Source organism: Pseudomonas sp. GW822-FHT07A10, assembly GCF_058798795.1.
This window is the reverse complement of sequence record NZ_JBXAKV010000006.1, coordinates 17071-37810: the sequence shown is the minus strand read 5'-3', so window position 1 is coordinate 37810 and position 20740 is coordinate 17071. Positions and strand designations below refer to the sequence as shown.

The window sequence follows — 20740 nt, the reverse complement described above, 5'->3', positions numbered from 1 at the left end:
ACTGTGCTGGGCGCATTAACGATCCAGCGCCCCGCCGTCAGCTCAAGTCAGTCGGCGGAAAGTAATGGCCGTTGTCGAGGTCCTCGATCAGACCGGGCTGAACGGGGTCCCAGCCAAGAGCCTGGCGGGTTATGGCATTCGACGCGGGGAGGTCTAGCGTGACCACTGCCGCCAGGAACCCAAAGTAGCCCGGCAGCATCAGTTCGTCCGCGGGGATGCTCACGGCGGGTATTCCCAGCCGAGCGGCTATAGCCTCGGCGATCTCGCGGAACGGGATTCCCTCGTCGCCGATCGCGTGCCAGGTTTTACCTGCGGCCCCCTTCTCGAGCGCCAGGCGGAACAGAGAGGCAAGATCGCGGACGTGTACGGCGGGCCACCGGTTCTTGCCGTCTCCCGGATAGCCGGCGAAACCCTTTGTTTTCGCGAGCATGATCAGCTGCAGGCGACCGGTCGCACTGTGTAAGAGAGTGGGAATCCGCACGACCGACGATCTAACGCCTCGCTCCGCCAGGCCCACGACAGCGGTTTCCACGATATTGCGTGCCAACAGAGTGCCTGAATTGATCGGGCCGCCAGTTATAGCGGGATCATCCTCGGTCGCCGGGCGACCCAGACTAACCGGTGCGCCGATAGGCGCCGCCCTGCCCACGTTCATGGGCGTGCCGATACTGCCTGCAACGACCAGTGGCTTATCCGTGCCCGCCAGCGCCTCACCGAACGCGAGGACGATCGCGAGTTCCGATTCGACTAAGGCCGCGATCCCGCCGGACGGAAGCAGTTCGGGCCTGTATCCGAGGTGGATGACGCCGTCGGACTCGACCGCCGCCGCCTTGAGCCCTTCGAGGTCGGCAAGATCTCCACGACGCACCTTGGCGCCGAGCGCGGACGCCACTGACGCGGATGCGTCTGACCTTGCCAGAGCGACGACCTCGTGGCCGGCTGCGATGAGGTCGGGGATGACGTACGAACCGACGTGGCCGGTGCCGCCAGTGACGAAAACGAGCATGTTATTGGCCTTTCTGAGCAGAGTGATACGAGACACGCTGGTGTGCGTGCGCTAAGTCGGGAAGGCTGACGCCGATCGCGAAATGGGTGCTTTTGACCGAGTGGGTCATGGGGCCCAGCGACAGCAGGCAGTCGAGCTCCAGCGTTCGAGCCATAAGCAGCGGCCCAGTGTCCATCGGACGCAGTCCGAGGTTTTTGATGAACGCCGAGACGCGTACCTTCGCCTGCTCGCCGTCCCCGGCGATGAACACGTCCAGCGGGTGGCCCTCGGTCGGACCGTCGGCCAGGGCGTGGGAGAAGTGGGTGTTAACACCTTGGCAACTTCCGCGTCGGTAGGGGCGGGGTTGGTGATGTCGACAAGAAGCTTGCCGGCCAGTGCCTCCCCGTATTGCTTCACCACATCGAGAACGGCGGAGTACGGAACCGCCAGGATGACAACATCCCCAGCCAGGGCGGCGCCGTAAGTGCCTGTCGTGGCACCTGCTCCGATCTGCTCGGCCAGCGCCCGCACCTTGGCGGCGTCACGACTCATCACCTCGACGGTGGGTCCGGCTTTGGCGGCAAGGCCGCCGATCGCTACGGCCACGTCACCTGAGCCGATGATGCTGATAGTGCTCATGCGCGGTTTCCTTGCAGGTATGGGGTAGATCATTCCAAGGCTGCTGGTGCGATCCGGCGAACTCACTCAACGTAGGACCCATGCTGGTCTTTTAACTTGCAAAATGCAAGTGATCTATTGAGTTTTACTTGCGACATGCAAGTGATGCTAAGATCCAGCCATGAAAACAGCTCTTAAAGAAGACTTTCGGTCCCATTGCGCGGTGAACTACGGCGTGGAGATTTTCGGCGACCGGTGGTCGCTCTTGATCATTCGCGATATCGTTTTTGTAGGAAAGAAGACATATGGCGATTTCCTGAAATCGGAAGAGGGAATCGCGACCAATGTTCTTGCTTCCCGACTTGCCTTTCTGGAGGAGCAAGGCGTTCTCTCGAAGGCGCCCAGCCCCGACGACAGACGCAAGGACTTTTACACGTTGACCGAGAAGGGCCTGGACCTCATTCCAATTGTGATCAACATTGTGCTCTGGAGCGCGAAGCATGATTCGAAGTCGTACGTGCGGCGCCGTGAGGAGTTTGTTGCTCGATTAAGTCAAAACCCGATGCAAGTGAGCGAGGAAGTGAAGGCGCTGGTCCGCAATGGCGGGTGCATCTTTCCTGAGAGCGGGGGATGAACAAGGCGGCAAACGCGCCCTGTCACGGCGCAATTGGCACTTATCCAATCGTATAAGTTGCGGGTCTGTCAGCAAGGACCTGAAGCCGGCGCCGCCCTCACTTCAATCAGACTATGGCAGCCCTTTTCCACGAGGGAGATCGCATCAAAGTTGACGATCACGATCCATCAATCGAACTTGACCAAGTCCTTAAAGATCAACGGACCCCAGCTATTCCCGCGCGCCTGCACAAGCAGTCCACCTTCCGAAAGCCCGCCAAGTTTGATCGGCGAGAAACCGAGATTTTCCGCGAGCGCACCAATCTCCGCTGCGGCGCCGTCATCGTCGCTCGCCAGGAACACGACTCTCCTGCCACCCTGTACGGCCGGGTCCTGGTCTAGAACGGCAGCGACCAGATGGTTGAAGCCCTTGACCAGTCTTGCACCCGTGAAGGCCTGCGCGACGACCTTGGAGGAAGGCTGTCCTCCCAGCTCCTCAGGGGGCACGCCGTAGGCATTGGTCACATCGATGACGGTCTTGCCCTTCCAGTTCTGCAGCGCCTTCGCGACTTCCCGGTGCGACTCGTAACGGACAGCCAAAAAGACAATGTCCGCCTCGATGGCTTCCGCCAGTGTTTTTGGAATAATCCCGGGGCCGATCGCGGCCGCATCGGCTGCAAAACTTTCCGGATCGCGCGTGGTTGCAACGGATACTTCGATGCCTTTGCGGGCAAACGCCTTGGCAAGCGCTTGGCCGAGTTTGCCGAAGCCGATAATTGCGTAGCTCATAAAAATCTCCTTTGGTTTGCCACGCCGTGCGGCTCCGAAGATGCAATGGAGTAACCGCTCGGGCGTAGCGAATCAGATTTGCGCCAGACCGCCGTCGACGGCGACCTCACTGGCGGTCATGAAGCTGCTGTCCTGCGACGCGAGAAACGCGGCTGCCGCTCCAATCTCCGCCGGATCGGCCATGCGCTGGAGCGGATTCATCGAGGCGAAGACCTTCATGCCTTCCTCGCCTAGCGCTGCCTTCGCGAGTTCGGTCGCCGTCGGCCCGGGCGACAACACGTTGACCCGGATACCGGTGCCCTTCAGGTCCTCCGCCCAAGTCCGCGCGAGGTTGCGCACTGCTGCCTTGCTTGCGCTGTAGACGCTGAATGCCGGGGCACCCGTGGTGCCGGCGCTCGATCCGGTCAGGATGATCGAACCGCCCTGCCCCATCAGCGGCAGCGCCTTCTGGACCGTGAAGATCAAGCCCTTCACGTTGGTCTCGAAGGTTTCGTCAATGTGCTCGGCGGTAATCTTGCCGAGCGCAAGCGGGCTTCCCGTCCCGGCATTGGCGAAGACGATATCGAGGGTTCCGCGCTCGGCCTTCACCGCCGCGTAGAGTCGATCGAGGTCGGCCAGATCGGAGACCGAGCCCTTCACCGCGCGGGCATTAGGCCCGAGGTCGGCCATGGCGGCGTCGAGCGCTTCCTGGCGACGGCCGAAGATGAAGACGAAGGCGCCTTCCTCGATGAAGCGCTTCGCTGCGGCGAGGCCGATACCGGTAGCGCCGCCGGTGATCACGGCGGTCTTTCCATTCAGTCTGGTCATGACGTGCATCCTTCGTTGGAGTTGTACCCAAGCAGGAAATTGCTTGCTTGAGACGAGGATGCAGCGCTGATAACCTAAGGACAAGTATGCACCTTTTGGTAAGTATCAAAAAATGACGACGACATCTGAAATCTGCGATACCGGCTGCGGGCTCAACGCCACGCTACGCATCATCTCGGGCAAGTGGAAACCGCTGGTCCTGTTTTTCCTGCGCGACGGTCCGAAACGCTATGGCGAGCTCAAGCGTTTGATCCCTGGCGTCAGCGACAAGGTGCTGATCCAGCAGTTGAAGGATCTGGAAGCCGACCAAGTGCTTGCACGGACCGACTACAAGGAAGTGCCCCCGCGCGTGGACTACACGCTGACCCCGATCGGTCGTAGTCTGGCTGATGCGATCATCCCGCTGTGCACCTGGGGAACCGAGAACGCGGCGCAAATGGCAAGCATCTTCGCCAAGCGCGATGCTTTGGCCTAGCGGCATGCTGACGAACCGTTGAGTGGGACGATTTTGCGCAGGCGCGCGCCGTCTTTTCGCAGAACGAACACCTGAGCTACCACGCCAACCACGAGCGCAAGGGCTATAAAACCCAGCGCACCTTTGAGCAATGCCGAATTCGGGTCAGTGACGATGGGGTGGCCATCGCGGACTCGACGCAACGTCTCCGAAACGGTCGGGGCCATCAGCAAGAACGCCGTTGCGTTGCCGATCAACCACGTGAAAGCGTTATGATTCTGGGATTCAGACTATTGAAAGCATGGCCGGAGTGGCATCAAGGTTCTACTCGAAAACTTGACCATTCGTCCAGAGATGCAGTTAGAGGGGCTGGCCACATTGGTGAGCTTTGCACCTTGCACTTCGATGTGCTCCACCGAGCGAAACGACACCCGTTTGTGCCAAAGGCAGCGCGAAGAAGGGCCGGAGGCGACGTGAACTCACATGACAAGATGCGGTGATGATTCTGTTGAGAGCCTACCGTTTTGTAGGGGTAAAAACGACCCAAAATAAAAAAGGGTCGCGAGATAAAATCTCGCAACCCTTTGAATTATATGGTCGGGACGGAGTGATTCGAACACTCGACCCCTAGCACCCCATGCTAGTGCGCTACCGGACTGCGCTACGCCCCGACTAGGCGTTGACTCTGTCCCTCATCTCGAGGAACGCTCAAGAATATATCGCAAGCTTTTGAAAACTGGAAGTATTTAAAAGCAGGAATTTATTTCTTGAGGACCACCAGAACATCTTCCAGCTCGGCGATCATCTGGCGGATCATTTGTTTGTATTGGGTGGTGTCGTCTTTGGCTTCATCGCCGGACAAACGCAAACGCGCGCCGCCGATGGTGAACCCCTGATCGTAAAGAAGCGCGCGGATCTGCCGGATCATCAGCACGTCCTGGCGCTGATAATACCGGCGGTTTCCGCGGCGTTTGACGGGGTTGAGTTGAGGAAACTCCTGCTCCCAGTAGCGCAGCACGTGTGGTTTTACCGCACACAGCTCGCTGACTTCACCAATGGTGAAGTAGCGTTTGCCCGGGATGACGGGTAGTTCGTCGTTATGACTTGGTTCCAGCATAAGCCTCAACTCGGGCCTTCAACTTCTGCCCTGGACGAAAGGTGACCACACGGCGAGCCGTGATCGGGATTTCTTCTCCCGTTTTCGGATTGCGGCCAGGCCGCTGGCGTTTGTCCCGAAGGTCGAAATTGCCGAAACCGGACAATTTGACTTGTTCGTTGTCTTCGAGCGCGTGCCTGATTTCTTCGAAAAACAGTTCGACCAATTCCTTGGCCTCCCGCTTGTTCAGGCCCAGCTCTTCGTACAGACGTTCCGCCATCTCAGCTTTCGTCAAAGCCCCCATACGTCACTTCCTTAACGTGGCGTTCAACCTTTGTTCGAGCGAGGTGAGGATGTTTTGCGTTGCGGTATTCACCTCATCGTCATTAAGAGTGCGCGATGGATGCTGCCAGGTCAAGCCGACCGCAAGGCTTTTTCTATCAGGATCAATGCCTTTACCCTGATACACGTCAAATAGCCTGAGGTCCGTGAGCCATTCGCCTGCATTTTCACGGATTACATCCAGCACAGCAGTGGCCGGCACGTCCGTGGCCGCAATCAATGCCAAGTCACGACGCACTTCAGGAAAGCGCGACAACTCGCTGAATTTTGGCATTTTGCCCGAAGCCACTTCGGCCAGAACCAGCTCGAAAACGAAGACCGGACGGTCGAGACCGAGGGTTTTCGACAATTCAGGGTGGATGGCACCGACGTAGCCGACCAAGCGACCATCACGCTCGACGCGTGCGGTTTGACCCGGATGCAACGCTGGGTGTTTACCCGGCACAAACGTGAACGCATCCAGTGCACCGGCGAAACCCAGCACTGCTTCTACATCGGCTTTGACGTCGAAGAAATCCACGACATCGCGGCCTTGCGCCCAGCCTTCCGGCAGACGGCTACCGCACACCACACCGGCCAGCATCGGCTCTTGCTTCAGGCCTTCCAGTTGACCGACAAAACGCAGGCCGCTTTCGAACAGGCGGACACGATCCTGCTGGCGGTTCAGGTTGTGCTGAAGCGCCTTGACCAGGCCCGGCCACAGGGACGAACGCATGGCAGCCATGTCATTGGAAATCGGGTTGGCAAGCAACAGCGGCTCGACACCTGGATTAAACAACTCGAACTGTTTCGGATCGATGAAGCTGTAGGTGATCGCTTCCTGATAACCACGGGCCACCAGCAGACGACGCAGCTCAGGCAGATCGCTGCGCGCTTCAGCCTTGGCTTGTGGTGCCAGACGGGCTTGCGGGTAGCGAACCGGCAGACGGTTGTAGCCGTACAGACGGGCCAGCTCTTCGATCAGGTCAACTTCCAGGCTGATATCGAAACGGAAGCTTGGCACTTCAACGCGCCACTGCCCTGCCCCATCGGCAGTAATGGTCAGGCCCAAAGCGCTGAGCAGACGCTCGACTTCGGCCGAATCCATTTCCATGCCCAGCATCTGGGTGATGCGTTGGGCACGCAGGGTGATCGGTGCGATCGACGGCAGATGCTGCTCGCTGACGGTTTCGACGATCGGGCCGGCTTCGCCACCGGTGATTTCCAGCAGCAGGCCAGTGGCGCGCTCCATGGCTTCACGGGCCAGCTTCCAGTCCACGCCGCGCTCGTAGCGGTGCGAAGCGTCGGTGTGCAGGCCGTAGGAACGCGCCTTGCCAGCGACGGCAATTTGGTCGAAGAACGCGCTTTCCAGGAAAATATCGCGGGTGGTCGCGGTGTTGACGCCGCTGTGCTCGCCCCCCATGACGCCGGCGATAGCCAAGGCGCGGGTGTGGTCGGCGATCACCAGCGTATCGCTACGCAGGCTGACTTCCTGACCGTCGAGCAGCACCAGCTTCTCGCCATCTTCAGCCATGCGCACGCGGATGCCGCCATTGATTTCGGCGAGATCGAATGCGTGCAGCGGCTGGCCCAGTTCCAGCATCACGTAGTTGGTGATGTCGACGGCGGCGTCGATGCTGCGCACGTCGGCGCGACGCAGGCGCTCGACCATCCACAGTGGCGTAGGCTTGGACAGGTCAACGTTACGGATCACGCGACCCAGGTAACGCGGGCAAGCGTTCGGCGCCAGTACTTCGATCGAACGCACCTCGTCGTGCACGGCAGGAACGCTGGCAATGGCCGGGCGCACCACCGGGGCAGCATAAAGCGCACCGACTTCGCGGGCCAGACCGGCCAGAGACAGGCAGTCACCGCGGTTCGGGGTCAGGTCGACCTCGATGCTGGCGTCTTCCAGGTTCAGGTATTCACGAATGTCCTGACCGACCGGCGCATCGGCCGGCAATTCCATCAGGCCGTCGTTGCCTTCGCCAATTTGCAGCTCAGCCTGGGAGCACAGCATGCCGTTGGATTCAACGCCACGCAGCTTGGCTTTCTTGATTTTGAAATCGCCTGGCAGTTCGGCACCGATCATGGCGAACGGGATCTTCAGGCCCGGGCGCACGTTTGGCGCACCGCACACAACCTGGAAGGTCTCCGCGCCACTGCTGACCTGGCAAACGCGCAGCTTGTCGGCGTCTGGGTGTTGCTCGGTGCTCAGCACCTCGCCCACCACCACGCCACTGAATTCACCGGCGGCCGGCGTAACGCTATCGACCTCAAGACCGGCCATCGACAGACGAGCAACCAGCTCGTCGCGATTTACCTGCGGGCTTACCCAGCCACGCAGCCATTGTTCACTGAATTTCATCCTGCTCTCCTAAGAATTCGTTACGACTAGCGAAATTGCGCGAGGAACCGCAAGTCGTTGTCGAAGAACAGACGCAAGTCGTTCACGCCGTAACGCAGCATGGCCAGACGCTCAACGCCCATGCCGAAGGCAAAGCCCGAAAACTCTTCCGGGTCGATCCCGGACATACGCAGCACGTTCGGGTGAACCATGCCGCAGCCCATGACTTCCAGCCAGCCAGTCTGTTTGCAGACACGGCAGCCTTTACCGCTGCACATCACGCATTCCATGTCGACTTCGGCGGATGGCTCGGTGAACGGGAAGTACGAAGGACGGAAACGCACGGCCAGTTCTTTTTCGAAGAACACGCGCAGGAACTCTTCGATGGTCCCTTTCAGGTCGGCGAAGTTGATATCGCGGTCGACCAGCAGGCCTTCGACCTGGTGGAACATCGGCGAGTGGGTGATATCGGAGTCGCTACGGTACACACGGCCTGGGCAGACGATGCGGATCGGCGGCTGTTTCGATTCCATGGTGCGGACCTGTACCGGCGAGGTATGGGTGCGCAGCAACATGTTGGCATTGAAATAGAAGGTGTCATGCATCGACCGGGCCGGGTGATGGCCTGGGATGTTGAGCGCTTCGAAGTTGTGGTAATCGTCTTCGACCTCAGGGCCTTCGGCGATGCCGTAGCCAATGTGGGTGAAGAACTGCTCGATACGTTCCAGAGTCCGGGTAACCGGATGCAGACCGCCTGAGGTCTGGCCGCGGCCAGGCAGGGTCACGTCAATGGATTCGGCGGCGAGCTTGGCCGCAAGATCGGCCTCCTCGAACAACGCCTTGCGCGCATTGAGAACCTCTGTGACACGCTCCTTGGCAACGTTGATCAGCGCGCCGACTTGCGGACGCTCTTCTGCCGGCAAATTCCCCAGGGTCTTCATCACCTGAGTCAATTCACCCTTTTTGCCAAGGTAGTGAACCCGGATTTGCTCCAGGGCATTGATATCTTCAGCGCTTTGCACAGCCTCTAGTGCTTGAGAGACGAGCGCATCCAGGTTTTCCATGTACAGACTCCAGATACAAAATAGGGGAAGAGCTTGAAGGCTCTTCCCCTATTTATGACGTTTAACACCTGGCCCCACAGAGGTGAGGCCGGGTGACTGTCGGGGGTACTTAAGCCAAGGTGGCTTTAGCTTTCTCGACAATCGCAGCAAACGCCGCTTTTTCGTTCACTGCCAGATCAGCCAGAACCTTACGGTCGATCTCGATGGACGCTTTTTTCAGGCCGGCGATGAAACGGCTGTAGGACAGACCGTTGATACGTGCACCAGCGTTGATACGAGCGATCCACAGAGCGCGGAACTGACGTTTTTTCTGACGACGGTCACGGTAGGCGTATTGGCCTGCCTTGATTACCGCTTGCTTGGCAACACGGAATACGCGCGAGCGAGCGCCGTAGTAGCCTTTAGCAAGTTTCAGAATTTTTTTGTGACGTTTACGGGCAATGACGCCACGCTTTACACGAGCCATGAGTTACTTCCTCTATTCTTGACTAAAATTAACGAAGGCGCAGCATGCGCTCGACTTTTGCCACGTCAGACGGATGCAGCAAGCTGCTACCGCGCAGTTGACGCTTACGCTTGGTCGACATTTTAGTCAGGATGTGGCTCTTGAAAGCGTGCTTGTGCTTGATACCGTTAGCAGTTTTCAAAAACCGCTTAGCAGCACCACTTTTCGTTTTCATTTTTGGCATGTTCGGATACTCCGCATTCAGTTGATAAACATAATCAGAAGGCCTGCCGTGCCCTGTTGATTACTTCTTCTTTTTCGGGGCGATGACCATGATCAGCTGGCGTCCTTCCATCTTAGGATGCTGTTCGACCGAACCGTACTCGAGCAAGTCACCTTCAACTCGCTTGAGGAGTTCCATCCCCAGCTCCTGGTGGGCCATCTCACGGCCGCGGAATCGCAAGGATACCTTGGCCCTGTCCCCGTCACTCAGGAAACGTACCAGGTTGCGCAGTTTTACCTGGTAATCCCCTTCCTCCGTCCCTGGACGAAACTTGATTTCTTTAACCTGAATCTGCTTCTGGTTTTTCTTGGCCGCGGCAATCTGCTTCTTCTTTTCGAAGATCGATTTGCCGTAGTCCATCAGTTTGCAAACAGGGGGTACTGCATCGGCGGAAATTTCCACCAAATCCAGTTTGGCCTCTTCAGCCTTAAGAAGCGCGTCTTCAATTGACACAATCCCAAGCTGTTCACCTTCAGCCCCAATTAACCGAACCTCGCGTGCCGAGATATTCTCGTTGATCGGGGCTTTCGGTGCAGCTCGTTTATCTTGTCTCATTTCACGCTTAATAATAATTACTCCGAATCTGGGCGACCACGCCGGGAAACCGCTTGCGCGAGAAACTCAGCGAACTGGGCGACGGGCATCGAGCCCAGGTCAGCACCTTCACGAGTACGCACAGCGACAGTCTGCATCTCGACTTCCCGATCTCCGATAACCAAGAGATAGGGAACCTTGAGCAAAGTATGCTCGCGGATTTTAAAGCCGATCTTTTCATTTCTCAAGTCAGACTTGGCACGAAATCCGCTTTCGTTGAGAGTTTTTTCAACCTCGGCGGCAAAATCGGCTTGTTTATCAGTGATATTCATAATCACTGCCTGGGTCGGCGCCAGCCACGCAGGGAATGCACCCTCGTAGTGCTCGATCAGAATTCCGACGAAGCGCTCGAAGGAACCCAGGATCGCCCGGTGCAACATCACCGGGTGCTTGCGACTGTTGTCTTCAGAGACGTATTCGGCTCCCAGACGGACAGGCAGGTTAAAATCGAGCTGAAGGGTACCACACTGCCAGACGCGACCGAGGCAATCTTTCAGCGAGAACTCGATCTTCGGACCGTAGAACGCACCCTCGCCCGGCTGCAGATCGTACGGCAGGCCCGCACTATCAAGGGCTGCGGCCAATGCCGCTTCGGCGCGATCCCACAACTCGTCGGAACCGACGCGTTTTTCCGGACGAGTGGACAGTTTCATTTCGACTTCTTTAAAGCCGAAGTCGGCATAGACGTCCATGGTCAGCTTGATGAACGCGGCGGATTCGGCCTGCATCTGCTCTTCAGTACAGAAGATGTGAGCATCGTCCTGAGTGAAGGCGCGAACGCGCATGATGCCGTGCAGCGCACCCGACGGCTCGTTGCGGTGGCAGGCACCGAACTCGGCCAGACGCATCGGCAGCTCGCGGTAGCTTTTCAGGCCCTGATTGAACACCTGCACGTGGCACGGGCAGTTCATCGGCTTGATGGCGTAATCGCGGTTTTCCGACTGCGTGGTGAACATGTTGTCGGCGTAGTTGGCCCAGTGCCCGGATTTCTCCCACAGGCTGCGGTCAACGACTTGTGGAGTCTTGATCTCCAGGTAACCGTTGTCGCGCTGAACCTTGCGCATGTACTGCTCGAGCACCTGGTACAGAGTCCAGCCGTTCGGGTGCCAGAACACCATGCCCGGCGACTCTTCCTGGGTGTGGAACAGGCCCAGACGCTTGCCGATCTTGCGGTGATCGCGTTTTTCAGCTTCTTCGATGCGCTGGATGTAAGCCGCCAGCTGCTTCTTGTCTGCCCATGCTGTGCCGTAAACGCGCTGCAATTGCTCGTTCTTGGCATCGCCACGCCAGTAGGCGCCGGACAGTTTGGTCAGCTTGAAGGATTTCAGGAAGCGCGTGTTCGGCACGTGCGGACCACGGCACATGTCGACGTATTCTTCGTGATAGTACAGGCCCATGGCCTGCTCGTTCGGCATGTCTTCGACCAGGCGCAGTTTGTAGTCTTCGCCACGAGCCTTGAACACTTCGATCACTTCGGCGCGCGGAGTGACTTTCTTGATCACGTCGTAATCTTTTTCGATCAGCTGCTGCATGCGCTGTTCGATGGCGGCCAGGTCGTCGGGCGTGAAAGGACGCTCGAAGGCGATATCGTAATAGAAGCCTTCTTCGATGACCGGACCGATGACCATCTTGGCCGTCGGGTACAGCTGCTTGACCGCGTGGCCAACCAGGTGGGCGCAAGAGTGGCGAATGATCTCCAGCCCCTCTTCATCCTTTGGCGTAATGATTTGCAGCGAAGAATCGCTGTCGATGATGTCGCTGGCGTCGACCAGCTTGCCATTGACCTTGCCGGCTACGGTGGCCTTGGCCAGGCCTGCACCGATGGATGCGGCGACCTCGGCTACGGAAACCGGGTGATCGAATGAACGTTGACTGCCGTCGGGAAGAGTAATAGTTGGCATGGCGCCTCCTCTCCTAGTGGTGACCCCTACCAAAGGTCACGTGGGTTGGGATGAGCCAGTACAAGATCCGATCCAGGCCATTCAATGACGAACGCCTGCCTTACAGCGGCAGGAGCCTTGCGGCCAACCGGAAAACCGAACCAGAGTGACTGGGATTCAAATCAGGGTTATTCGCGCATTTGCCGCTGCCGGGACGGAAGGTCATCCGGAGCCTGCAAACACCCGAGCCAGGCATGCTAGCACAGATGAACGGTCATCGATGCACCGAGGTTTTCTCCGGGGGCAAATCAGGCTTTTTTGTGCCAGAGTGCTGAACTTGAACCCCGTGTCACCCATCAGATAAAAGACATTGACCCGAAAGGAGCATCTCAGCATGCGTCTGAATCGTTTATTCGCAGTAGTCGCCCCCGTCGTCCTGTTGCTGCCGCTGGCGGCCCACGCCGACTGGCCAAAGGGTGAGCGCGAGAAGTACATGGCTCAGTGCACACAGGCGGCTTCCCCTCAGATTGGCGCTGCTGCGGCAAAATCCCACTGCGCTTGTGGCGCCGACGCGATCAAATCCTACCCGGCCAGCGATATTCAGTCGCTGATGGACAACAAGGCCACCCCGGAACTGCAACAGAAGGCACTGGGCGAGATCGCCAAATGCAAGGCCAATGCACCGGCGAAAAAGTGAGGAAAAAGTCCTTTTGACTCGGCCCAACGCTGATAAAAAGTAACGGTTTTCAGCTTTTTCGTACGATTTATGCAGGTTTTGCAGCTTTTTTTATTGTCTTTACTTTTGGCTGAAAGCCTTTTAAAACGGGGCTTTCAGCCGTATGAAGCGGCAAAGAAAACACGACTGTAGGGCAAACAGCACGTCCGGGGGGCTCCCAAAGCGAACATTTCGACTATGATACTCCGGTGTGCCCAGTTGGCCTGAGCAGCACAGTACTACTGAAAATATATGTTTCTTGGAGATACACCATGTCTAATCGCCAAACCGGCACCGTTAAATGGTTCAACGATGAAAAAGGCTTCGGCTTCATCACTCCTCAAGGTGGCGGTGACGACCTGTTCGTACACTTCAAAGCTATCGAAAGCGACGGTTTCAAAAGCCTGAAAGAAGGCCAAACCGTTTCCTTCGTGGCTGAGAAAGGCCAAAAGGGTATGCAAGCTGCACAAGTTCGCCCAGAGTAATTTTCTGGCGCACTAAAAAAACCCCGTCCATGTGACGGGGTTTTTTATGGGTGAAACAAAACCTGAAGCAATCAGCCGCAATTGACGCGGGTGACCACCAGATTGCTGTCGGTGTTCAGGTTCAGGCGATCGGAGCGGTACTCCAGAGTCACCATGTCGTCAGGCTTGAGGAACCGGGCATTCTGCGCGCCTGCGCGGGTACGTGCCTGCTCCAGCAATTGGGGCGAAGCCTTTTTGCCAATGGTGAATTCGGCAGACTTTGCTTCACAACGGCTGTGGCCGGTATCGGTCGCCACAGGGTCCTTTGCCGACTCGGTGGACGTACTGCTGCAACCGGCCAGCAGAGTGGCGGCCAACAACGTACCCAATGACGCGAGCTTCCAAGGCATGAAGCCTCCTTTTTTCAAAAATTAAGCAGAGATCGTGCGACCGCCATTTTGGTGTTTGGTTTCAAGGCGGGCGCTATCACCCTGCCCTCGATCTGGACGAGTGGCGAGTTTGCCTGAGCAGCGCCCTGACGTTCATCCCGCAATCGTCACTGAATATGAACAGCGTTCAATAGACGTCGATGTAGTCGTACGGCGGATTCGGCCAGTTGTCTTTCAGCGCGTTGAAGATCTGCATGACCCACACCTCATCGCTGGCTGCGACCCGTCCGACATAACCTGAGCCCTTGGCCCATGTTTCCAGGCGAAACCGCAGCCCGTCGATATCAGTACCGCCCACGACACCCGACGAAATGTAGGCGATGCCGCCCTTGGTGACCCGCAACTGGGTGTGCTCATCGTCGCTGGCAGAGGCCAGTAGCTGACGCACTGCTTCGAGGGTCAAGCCGTCAGGAGTGTTCAAATCGATCTGCACAGCACAATCCTTGAAAATTCGTCAAAGACCAAGTGTCGCATAGCCCTCCCCTGATGCCTAAGTCGGAGTGCCAAACGTCCTGCAAAATGGTTAACTCGACACTCAGACTTTCCCGACTTCACGAGCCCCATCATGACCACCGTAAGCATCGACGCCAATATCACAATCAAGTGGCCACAGGGTCACAGCTCTTATAGCCCGGGCACTCCGGAAGAGCTGGCAATCATTGGTATCGATTTGCTGGTCAAGGAACTGGGGACGCAGGCCGCCCAGACCTTCATCACCCAGGTTCTCGAAAGGTACCCTGCCGACTACATGGGCGTAACGGATACCGAGTAGCGGAAAAACCCGCAGGCTGGCACCTGCGGGTCTTTGGATTACTTCAAGCGAGCCAGGCGCTGGGTCAGCAGGTCGAAGAAGCCCTGGGCGTCGCCATTTTCAACCCAGAAGGCATTCTTCGGCGCCTTCAGGCCGTCATACCAGTCGACAATGGTCTGACCGAAGGTCGGCCCTTCGCGACTGTCGACCACCACATTTACCGAGCGACCGGTAAACAGTTCCGGTTTGAGCAGGTAAGCGATGACCGTGGCGTCATGCACCGGGCCACCCGGAATACCATAGTGCTCCATGTCACCCTTGACGTACTCGTTGAGAATATCGCCCACCAGCTTGCTGGCATGGTTGTTCAGTGCAGCGATCTGCTTCAGGCGCGCTTCACTGGTGAGGATCTTGTGAGTCACGTCCAGCGGCAGATACGTCAGCTTGACGCCACTCTTCAGCACCACCTCCGCCGCCTGTGGGTCGGCGAACAGGTTGAATTCGGCCACCGGGGTGATGTTGCCGCCGTTGAAGTGCGCACCGCCCATGATCACCACTTCCTTGATGCCCTGAACGATTTCAGGTTCCTGGATCAGCGCCAGGGCCAGATTGGTCTGCGGGCCGAGCATGGCGATGGTGATACTGTGGGGCTTGGCGGCCTTCAGGGTATCGATCAGGTAGTTGACTGCATTGCCTTCGGCCAGGCCTTTCTTCGGCTCGTGCACGGTGACGCCCGACAGACCTTCCTTGCCGTGGATGTTCTCGGCATAGATCGGCGTGCGCATCAGCGGTTTCGGTGCACCCGCGTAAACAGGCACTTCTTCGCGGCCCGCCCATTCGCGGGCCAGACGCGCATTACGCGAAGTCTTGTCCAGACGCACGTTGCCAGCGACGGTGGTCAGCGCACGAATGTTCAGCTCTTCCGGCGAGGCCAGGGCAAACAGCAAGGCGACCACGTCGTCGGCACCCGGATCGGTGTCGATGATCAAGTCGATCTTTTCCGCCGCGTAGGCGCTTGTTGCGGTAATCAGGGACAAGAGCAGCAGACTCCGAAGCAGGTGATGCAGTTTCTGGGCATAGCGATGCATAGCGCACTCCTTGTGCGTGGGAAGAACGGAAAGTTAGAACGTTACGCCAGCCACCAAAATGATGTTGCAGTACGGCTGACATTCGCCTGTACGAACAATCGCCCGTGCCTGTCGGCTGAGCGCTTTGAATTGGTCATGGCTGAGCAGTTCACGCCGGCCCAGCGCACCGTCGGCATTCAGTTCATCCAGCGTGCTCAAGGCCGACGGTTTTTTGTCCAGAATTTCATGGGCCAGCACATGGCTTTCGACCTGCATTTCGCTGAGCACGACCTTCAAGGTACTGATGAAATCCGGAATGCCGTGGGTCAAGGCCAGGTCAATCAATTCAACGCCGGGCGGAACCGGCAGGCCGGCATCGCCGATCACGACAGTATCGCCATGACCCAGGGACGCGATCAGCCGCGACAACGCAACGTTGAGCAAAGGTGTCTTTTTCATGGTGCTTTAAATGCCTGAACGTCGGACAAGGTAGGAATCGAAGGTTGCGCGCCGGCCCGGGTGACCGACAGCGCAGCGGCGACCTGACCGAAACGGATCGCCTCGGCCTCGCTTTTGCCGGCAGCCAGGGCCGCTGCGAAACCACCGACAAACGTGTCGCCGGCCGCGGTGGTATCGACCGCCTTCACTTTCGGTGCCGGGAAATGCTCGAAGGTGACGCCATTGGCGAACAGCGATCCCTGAGCGCCAAGGGTGATGATCACCTTACCGGCGCCCATGGCGATCAAGCGGGTCGCGGCGGCTTCGGCAGTGCTCAGGGAATCCACCGGCAAACCGCTCAAGGCCGACGCTTCGCTTTCGTTGGGAATCAGGTAATCAATGGCCGCATACCAATCCGCCGGTAACGGGCGACTGGCCGGTGCCGGATTGAGGATCACGGTCTTGCCCAGCTCACGACCGCGTTTCAAAGCATGGCCGACTGTGGCATCCGGCACTTCCAGCTGACAGATGATGACATCTGCCGTCTGCAATACGTTGTCGAAACGGTCGATCACCTCAGGGGTCAGCGCGCCGTTGGCACCGGCAACAATCACGATCGCGTTCTGACTGTTGTCATCGACCACGATCAACGCCACACCGCTGGAATCCTCGACCGTACTGACGGCCTGGCAATCGATCCGCTCGGCCAACAGCGCTCCGCGCAGCGCTTCGCCATAAGCATCGCTGCCGACACAACCGACCATCGACACCTGCGCTCCCAGCCGCGCCGCAGCCACGGCCTGGTTCGCGCCCTTGCCGCCGGAAACCGTGGCAAATGACTGGCCGATCAGCGTTTCACCACCACGGGGCAGCCGTGGCGCCCGGGTCACCAGGTCCATGTTCAGGCTGCCTATTACCACTACTTTTGCTGGCATACATCTTTACTCATCAATTCGATTTCAGCGGTGCTTTTTTTGTTTAGCGGTGCTTTCGGCTCAGCGATATTGGGCAAACACACCGGCCAGCGGCGCGGTCGATTCGCGCAGGACAATACTGGGCGTCACGATGCGCTGATCGGTCGCCAGATCCGGCGCGGCGATCCTGCGCAGCAACACCTCGGCCGCCATCTCGCCAAGTTGCAGGATTGACTGGCCCACGGTGGTCAACGCCGGATAGACGTAACGACTCATCTGGATATCGTCGAATCCGATCACCGACAGCTCGGTGGGCACACGAATATTGCGCTCGGCAGCCGCACGCAACACACCGATGCCGATCATGTCGTTGCCGGCGAAGATCGCGCTAGGCGGGTTCTTTTCCAGCAGGATCGCGGCGGCGTTGTAACCGCCGGTGCTGGTGAAGTCGCTTTCCAGCATGCGCTCGCGCGGCACCTCGACGCCCGCCTCTTTCAGCGCCCGGCAATAACCGGCCAGACGCATCTGCGCCACACTGGTACTCGCCGGGCCGCCAATCGTGGCGATGTCCCGATGCCCCAGATCCAACAAGTGCCGGGTCGCCAGATAGGCGCCGTATTCGTGATCGATGCGCACCAGGTCGGCGTCGACACCCTCCAGGTCACGGTCGACGATCACCATCGGCGTACGCACGCCCGTCAGGCCTTCGGCCAGGCTGCTGTCACCACCGGCAGACGCTACGATCAAGCCGTCGATGCGTTTTTCCAGCAGCACACGAAGGTAGCTGCGCTGCTTGTCCAGGTTGTCATCGGAATTGCAGAGAATGACGCAATAGCCATTGCGCTCGCAGTAATCCTCGATGCCACGGGCCAGCTCGGCGAAGTACGGGTTGAGGCTGTTGGGCACCAGCAGCCCGATGGTCGCGGTGGTTTTCGCCTTCAACGAGCGAGCCACGGCGCTGGGCACGTAGTCGAGGCTTTTGATTGCCGCCTCGACCTTGATCCGTACTTCCTCACTGACTGGCCGCGTCTTGTTCACCACATGGGAAACCGTGGTGTAGGAAATGCCCGCGAGTGCCGCTACATCCTTGATCGTTGCCATGACTCAGGTCCGCCGGCTTGCGCGCTGACTGCGATAGGTATCGAGCACCACCGCCACCACGATAACCGCACCGGTAATGATGCGCTTGGTTGGCTCGGTCGCGCCGATCTGCGCCAAACCCGCCGCCAGTACGGAAATGATCAACACACCGAAGAAGGTGCTGATCACCGAACCGCGCCCGCCCATCAGGCTGGTACCGCCGATCACCACCGCGGCGATCACTTGCAGCTCCAGACCGGAGCCGGCATTCGGGTCCGCCGCCTCCAGGCGAGAAATCTGAAACAATGCAGCGATACCGGCCAACAGCCCCATCAGGCTGAACACCAGGATCTTGTAGGGCTTCGGATTGATCCCCGCCAGACGTACCGCCTCTTCATTGGTGCCGATGCCGATCAGGTAACGACCGAACACCGTACGCGTCAGCACAGCCTGGGCGATGAAGATAATCAGCAAGGCAATGATGAACGACGGCGAGATGCCGAACGCGATCGGGTTGGACAGCCAGGCGAAGGCATCACCGATATAGGCGGTGCGCGAACCGGTCATCTGGTATGCCAGGCCCCGCGCCATTTCCAGCACACCGAGGGACACGATGAATGACGGAATCCGCCAGGCCACGGTAATCGAACCGGTGATGGTGCCCGCCAGTGCCGCGGCGCCCATTCCCAACAACGCCGCCGGCAGCACGCTCCAGCCCCAGCCGAGAATCGCCACGCTGACTGTCGACGCCGCCAGCGCCAGCACCGAACCCACCGACAAATCGATTCCGCCGATGATCAATACGAAGGTCATGCCGACCGCCAGCACCATCAGATCGGGAATCTGGTTGGCCAGGGTGCTGAAGGTGTCGTAAGACAGGAAATGGCTGCTCAACACAGAGAACAGCGCGACCATCGCCAGCAAGGCACCGGCCAGGCCCAGGTAAGTGCCGAGGCCGTAAAAATTGCCACTACGTTTGCCGACCAGAGTTGCAGTATTCATGGAAGATCCCTAGGCGCTGCTTCGTTGAGCAACGCATCACGTTTTTGGTAGCCGGCGAACGCGGCGGCAAGCAAATCATCCTGGGTCCAGCTGTCACGCTCGAAGGTGTCGATCAGACGCCCTGCCGACAGCACGCCAATGCGGTCACAGATCAGCATCAGTTCGCGCAGGTCGCTGGACACCACCACCAATGCTTTGCCCTGACGGGTCAACTCACCGAGCAATGTATAGATGTCGAACTTGGCGCCGACGTCGATGCCTCGGGTCGGCTCGTCGAACAGCATCACCGTGCAGTCGCGTTCGAGCCAACGGCCGATCACCACTTTCTGCTGATTGCCGCCGGACAATTCCGAGACCAATTGCGTCGGGCTGGAACTGCGAATGCGCATGGCGTCGATCTGACGCTGGGCCAGCGACATCTCGTCACCGTTGTTGACGAAGCCGCCGCTGGAAATCACCGGCATATTGCCCAGGGCAATATTGGCGCTGATCGATTGCGTCAACAGCAGGCCCTCGCCCTTGCGATCTTCGGTGATCAGCGCGATGCCATGACCGACCGCGTCGGCCGGTGAACGAATATCCACCACCTGAGCCGGCGAACCCAGCGCAACGGTGCCGCTGTCGGCTGTATCGGCACCGAAGATCAGGCGCAGCAATTCGGTGCGCCCTGCCCCGATCAAACCGGAGATCCCGAAGATCTCGCCGGCGCGCACTTCGAAGGACACATCGCGAACCTTGTCGGAACGGGTCAGCCCTTTGACCGTCAAGGCCGGAGCACCGATATTGCGCGGGCCCATGTCGATGTGCTCGCCCAGCTCACGACCGACCATCAGGGTGACCAGTTGCTCACTGTTGTAATTGGCCATCGGTTCGACACAGACCAGGTTGCCGTCGCGCAATACCGCGATGCGCTGGGCCACCCGTGCCAATTCTTCGAGGCGGTGGGAAATGTAGATGATCGCCACGCCGCGCGCCTGCAGGCGAGTGATCTGCTCGAAGAGCATTTCAACTTCACGGGCCGTCAGCATCGCGGTCGGCTCGTCGAGGATCAGCACATGGCAATCGCCGATCAGGTTGCGGGCGATTTCCACCATCTGCTGGTGACCGATACCCAGCTCACCGACCAGAGTGTCCGGATCGATGGCATCGAGGCCGACCTGAGCCATGGCCTCGATCGCCGCCCTGCGCAGTTGCTTGCGGCTGATCCAGCCACCGAGGCTGGGCAGGTTGTCGAGGAACAGGTTTTCCGCCACCGACAATGTCGGCAACAGATTGAGTTCTTGCATGACCATGCGCACGCCCAGCTTTTCAGCCTGGCTGCGGCTGCCGGGACAGTAATCCTGACCCTGGAATCGCATCTGGCCGGTGGTCGGCGCGACCAACCCGCCAATGATTTTCGACAGCGTACTTTTGCCGGCGCCATTCTCGCCGGTCAGCGCCAGCACTTCGCCGCGCATCAGCGTCAGGTCGATGCCGGTCAGGACTGGTTGAGCGTAGGTCTTACCGATACCGCTGACCGAGAGGACAGCGTTCGGGGCGGAAACTGACATAAAAACTCTCCATGC

25 protein-coding genes and 1 tRNA gene are annotated in these 20740 nt (G+C 58.7%); 5 read left to right on the top strand and 21 right to left on the bottom strand.

The genetic code is table 11. The annotated features are described in order from the left end of the window. Nucleotides 1–37: 37 nt before the first annotated feature. Nucleotides 38–1006: an SDR family oxidoreductase gene (locus tag AC1RL4_RS12215; protein ID WP_204124454.1), complete on the bottom strand. Its 969-nt coding sequence runs from the start codon at nt 1004–1006 to the stop codon at nt 38–40. Nucleotides 1007–1111: 105 nt separating this feature from the next. Beyond that, nucleotides 1112–1624 carry an NADPH-dependent F420 reductase gene (locus AC1RL4_RS12210; protein WP_230172884.1) on the bottom strand — a complete coding sequence of 171 codons (513 nt, stop codon included), beginning with the start codon at nt 1622–1624 and terminating at the stop codon, nt 1112–1114. A 160-nt stretch (nt 1625–1784) separates the two neighbouring features. On the opposite strand from AC1RL4_RS12210, the gene AC1RL4_RS12205 reads away from it, so the two are divergent. Then, the gene (locus tag AC1RL4_RS12205; RefSeq protein WP_096480796.1) at nt 1785–2237 is read left to right on the top strand and encodes a winged helix-turn-helix transcriptional regulator; all 453 of its coding nucleotides are present in this window, start codon (nt 1785–1787) and stop codon (nt 2235–2237) included. 167 nt (nt 2238–2404) lie between these two features. Here the strand turns inward: AC1RL4_RS12205 and AC1RL4_RS12200 are convergent, their stop codons facing one another. Both AC1RL4_RS12200 and AC1RL4_RS12195 read right to left on the bottom strand, forming a co-directional pair. Further along, entirely contained in the window at nt 2405–3004 is a 600-nt protein-coding gene (locus AC1RL4_RS12200; RefSeq protein WP_204124455.1) for an NADPH-dependent F420 reductase, read from the bottom strand. A 72-nt stretch (nt 3005–3076) separates the two neighbouring features. Then, entirely contained in the window at nt 3077–3811 is a 735-nt protein-coding gene (locus AC1RL4_RS12195; RefSeq protein WP_096480798.1) for an SDR family NAD(P)-dependent oxidoreductase, read from the bottom strand. Between the two features lie 112 nt (nt 3812–3923). On the opposite strand from AC1RL4_RS12195, the gene AC1RL4_RS12190 reads away from it, so the two are divergent. After that, the gene (locus AC1RL4_RS12190; RefSeq protein ID WP_096480799.1) at nt 3924–4286 is read left to right on the top strand and encodes a winged helix-turn-helix transcriptional regulator; all 363 of its coding nucleotides are present in this window, start codon (nt 3924–3926) and stop codon (nt 4284–4286) included. Between the two features lie 573 nt (nt 4287–4859). On the opposite strand, the gene AC1RL4_RS12185 is transcribed toward AC1RL4_RS12190, so the two are convergent. From AC1RL4_RS12185 to thrS, 9 genes are all read right to left on the bottom strand, one after another. Then, nucleotides 4860–4936, bottom strand: a tRNA-Pro gene (locus AC1RL4_RS12185). A gap of 89 nt (nt 4937–5025) precedes the next feature. Further along, entirely contained in the window at nt 5026–5382 is a 357-nt protein-coding gene (locus tag AC1RL4_RS12180) for a MerR family transcriptional regulator (RefSeq protein WP_003179985.1), read from the bottom strand. Further along, nucleotides 5363–5665 (bottom strand): integration host factor subunit alpha, encoded by a 303-nt coding sequence (ihfA, locus tag AC1RL4_RS12175; protein WP_002553164.1) that lies wholly within the window; start codon nt 5663–5665, stop codon nt 5363–5365. Before ihfA ends, AC1RL4_RS12180 begins: the two co-directional genes overlap by 20 nt. Before the next feature lie 3 nt (nt 5666–5668). Next, a complete protein-coding gene (pheT, locus tag AC1RL4_RS12170) occupies nt 5669–8050 on the bottom strand; it encodes a phenylalanine--tRNA ligase subunit beta (RefSeq protein WP_028939817.1) in 2382 nt (793 codons plus the stop codon). 26 nt (nt 8051–8076) lie between these two features. After that, complete coding sequence (pheS, locus tag AC1RL4_RS12165; protein WP_007940232.1) at nt 8077–9093, bottom strand: phenylalanine--tRNA ligase subunit alpha; 1017 nt, start codon at nt 9091–9093, stop codon at nt 8077–8079. A 109-nt stretch (nt 9094–9202) separates the two neighbouring features. Continuing rightward, complete coding sequence (gene rplT, locus AC1RL4_RS12160) at nt 9203–9559, bottom strand: 50S ribosomal protein L20 (RefSeq protein WP_007905879.1); 357 nt, start codon at nt 9557–9559, stop codon at nt 9203–9205. A gap of 28 nt (nt 9560–9587) precedes the next feature. Further along, nucleotides 9588–9782 (bottom strand): 50S ribosomal protein L35, encoded by a 195-nt coding sequence (rpmI, locus tag AC1RL4_RS12155; RefSeq protein ID WP_002553160.1) that lies wholly within the window; start codon nt 9780–9782, stop codon nt 9588–9590. 60 nt (nt 9783–9842) lie between these two features. Further along, the gene (gene infC / locus AC1RL4_RS12150; RefSeq protein WP_172435341.1) at nt 9843–10394 is read right to left on the bottom strand and encodes a translation initiation factor IF-3; all 552 of its coding nucleotides are present in this window, start codon (nt 10392–10394) and stop codon (nt 9843–9845) included. After that, nucleotides 10394–12316 (bottom strand): threonine--tRNA ligase, encoded by a 1923-nt coding sequence (thrS, locus tag AC1RL4_RS12145; protein ID WP_007940231.1) that lies wholly within the window; start codon nt 12314–12316, stop codon nt 10394–10396. Before thrS ends, infC begins: the two co-directional genes overlap by 1 nt. Nucleotides 12317–12689: 373 nt before the next feature. On the opposite strand from thrS, the gene AC1RL4_RS12140 reads away from it, so the two are divergent. Next, the gene (locus AC1RL4_RS12140) at nt 12690–12992 is read left to right on the top strand and encodes a hypothetical protein (protein WP_018930277.1); all 303 of its coding nucleotides are present in this window, start codon (nt 12690–12692) and stop codon (nt 12990–12992) included. Nucleotides 12993–13282: 290 nt separating this feature from the next. Beyond that, a complete protein-coding gene (locus AC1RL4_RS12135) occupies nt 13283–13495 on the top strand; it encodes a cold-shock protein (RefSeq protein WP_003179963.1) in 213 nt (70 codons plus the stop codon). Between the two features lie 71 nt (nt 13496–13566). On the opposite strand, the gene AC1RL4_RS12130 is transcribed toward AC1RL4_RS12135, so the two are convergent. Then, nucleotides 13567–13884, bottom strand: coding sequence for an I78 family peptidase inhibitor (locus AC1RL4_RS12130; RefSeq protein WP_019582830.1), 318 nt, complete (start codon nt 13882–13884; stop codon nt 13567–13569). A gap of 166 nt (nt 13885–14050) precedes the next feature. Then, nucleotides 14051–14356, bottom strand: coding sequence for a hypothetical protein (locus tag AC1RL4_RS12125; protein ID WP_018930280.1), 306 nt, complete (start codon nt 14354–14356; stop codon nt 14051–14053). Between the two features lie 132 nt (nt 14357–14488). Between AC1RL4_RS12125 and AC1RL4_RS12120 the strand changes: the two genes are divergently transcribed. Continuing rightward, the gene (locus AC1RL4_RS12120) at nt 14489–14695 is read left to right on the top strand and encodes a hypothetical protein (RefSeq protein ID WP_019582831.1); all 207 of its coding nucleotides are present in this window, start codon (nt 14489–14491) and stop codon (nt 14693–14695) included. Between the two features lie 38 nt (nt 14696–14733). Here the strand turns inward: AC1RL4_RS12120 and AC1RL4_RS12115 are convergent, their stop codons facing one another. Genes AC1RL4_RS12115 through AC1RL4_RS12090 form a run of 6 tightly spaced genes read right to left on the bottom strand, consistent with a single transcriptional unit; the run spans nt 14734 to nt 20725 of the window. Next, on the bottom strand, nt 14734–15762 hold the full coding sequence (locus AC1RL4_RS12115) for a nucleoside hydrolase (protein ID WP_230172975.1): 1029 nt from the start codon (nt 15760–15762) through the stop codon (nt 14734–14736). A 33-nt stretch (nt 15763–15795) separates the two neighbouring features. Beyond that, nucleotides 15796–16200: a D-ribose pyranase gene (gene rbsD, locus AC1RL4_RS12110; protein WP_019582833.1), complete on the bottom strand. Its 405-nt coding sequence runs from the start codon at nt 16198–16200 to the stop codon at nt 15796–15798. Next, nucleotides 16197–17114: a ribokinase gene (gene rbsK, locus AC1RL4_RS12105; RefSeq protein WP_230172977.1), complete on the bottom strand. Its 918-nt coding sequence runs from the start codon at nt 17112–17114 to the stop codon at nt 16197–16199. Before rbsK ends, rbsD begins: the two co-directional genes overlap by 4 nt. 60 nt (nt 17115–17174) lie before the next feature. After that, nucleotides 17175–18194 carry a LacI family DNA-binding transcriptional regulator gene (locus AC1RL4_RS12100; RefSeq protein WP_019582835.1) on the bottom strand — a complete coding sequence of 340 codons (1020 nt, stop codon included), beginning with the start codon at nt 18192–18194 and terminating at the stop codon, nt 17175–17177. Between the two features lie 3 nt (nt 18195–18197). Next, entirely contained in the window at nt 18198–19175 is a 978-nt protein-coding gene (locus tag AC1RL4_RS12095; protein WP_007940220.1) for an ABC transporter permease, read from the bottom strand. Then, entirely contained in the window at nt 19172–20725 is a 1554-nt protein-coding gene (locus AC1RL4_RS12090) for a sugar ABC transporter ATP-binding protein (RefSeq protein ID WP_028939821.1), read from the bottom strand. The genes AC1RL4_RS12095 and AC1RL4_RS12090 overlap by 4 nt, the downstream gene beginning before the upstream one ends. Nucleotides 20726–20740: the final 15 nt, after the last annotated feature.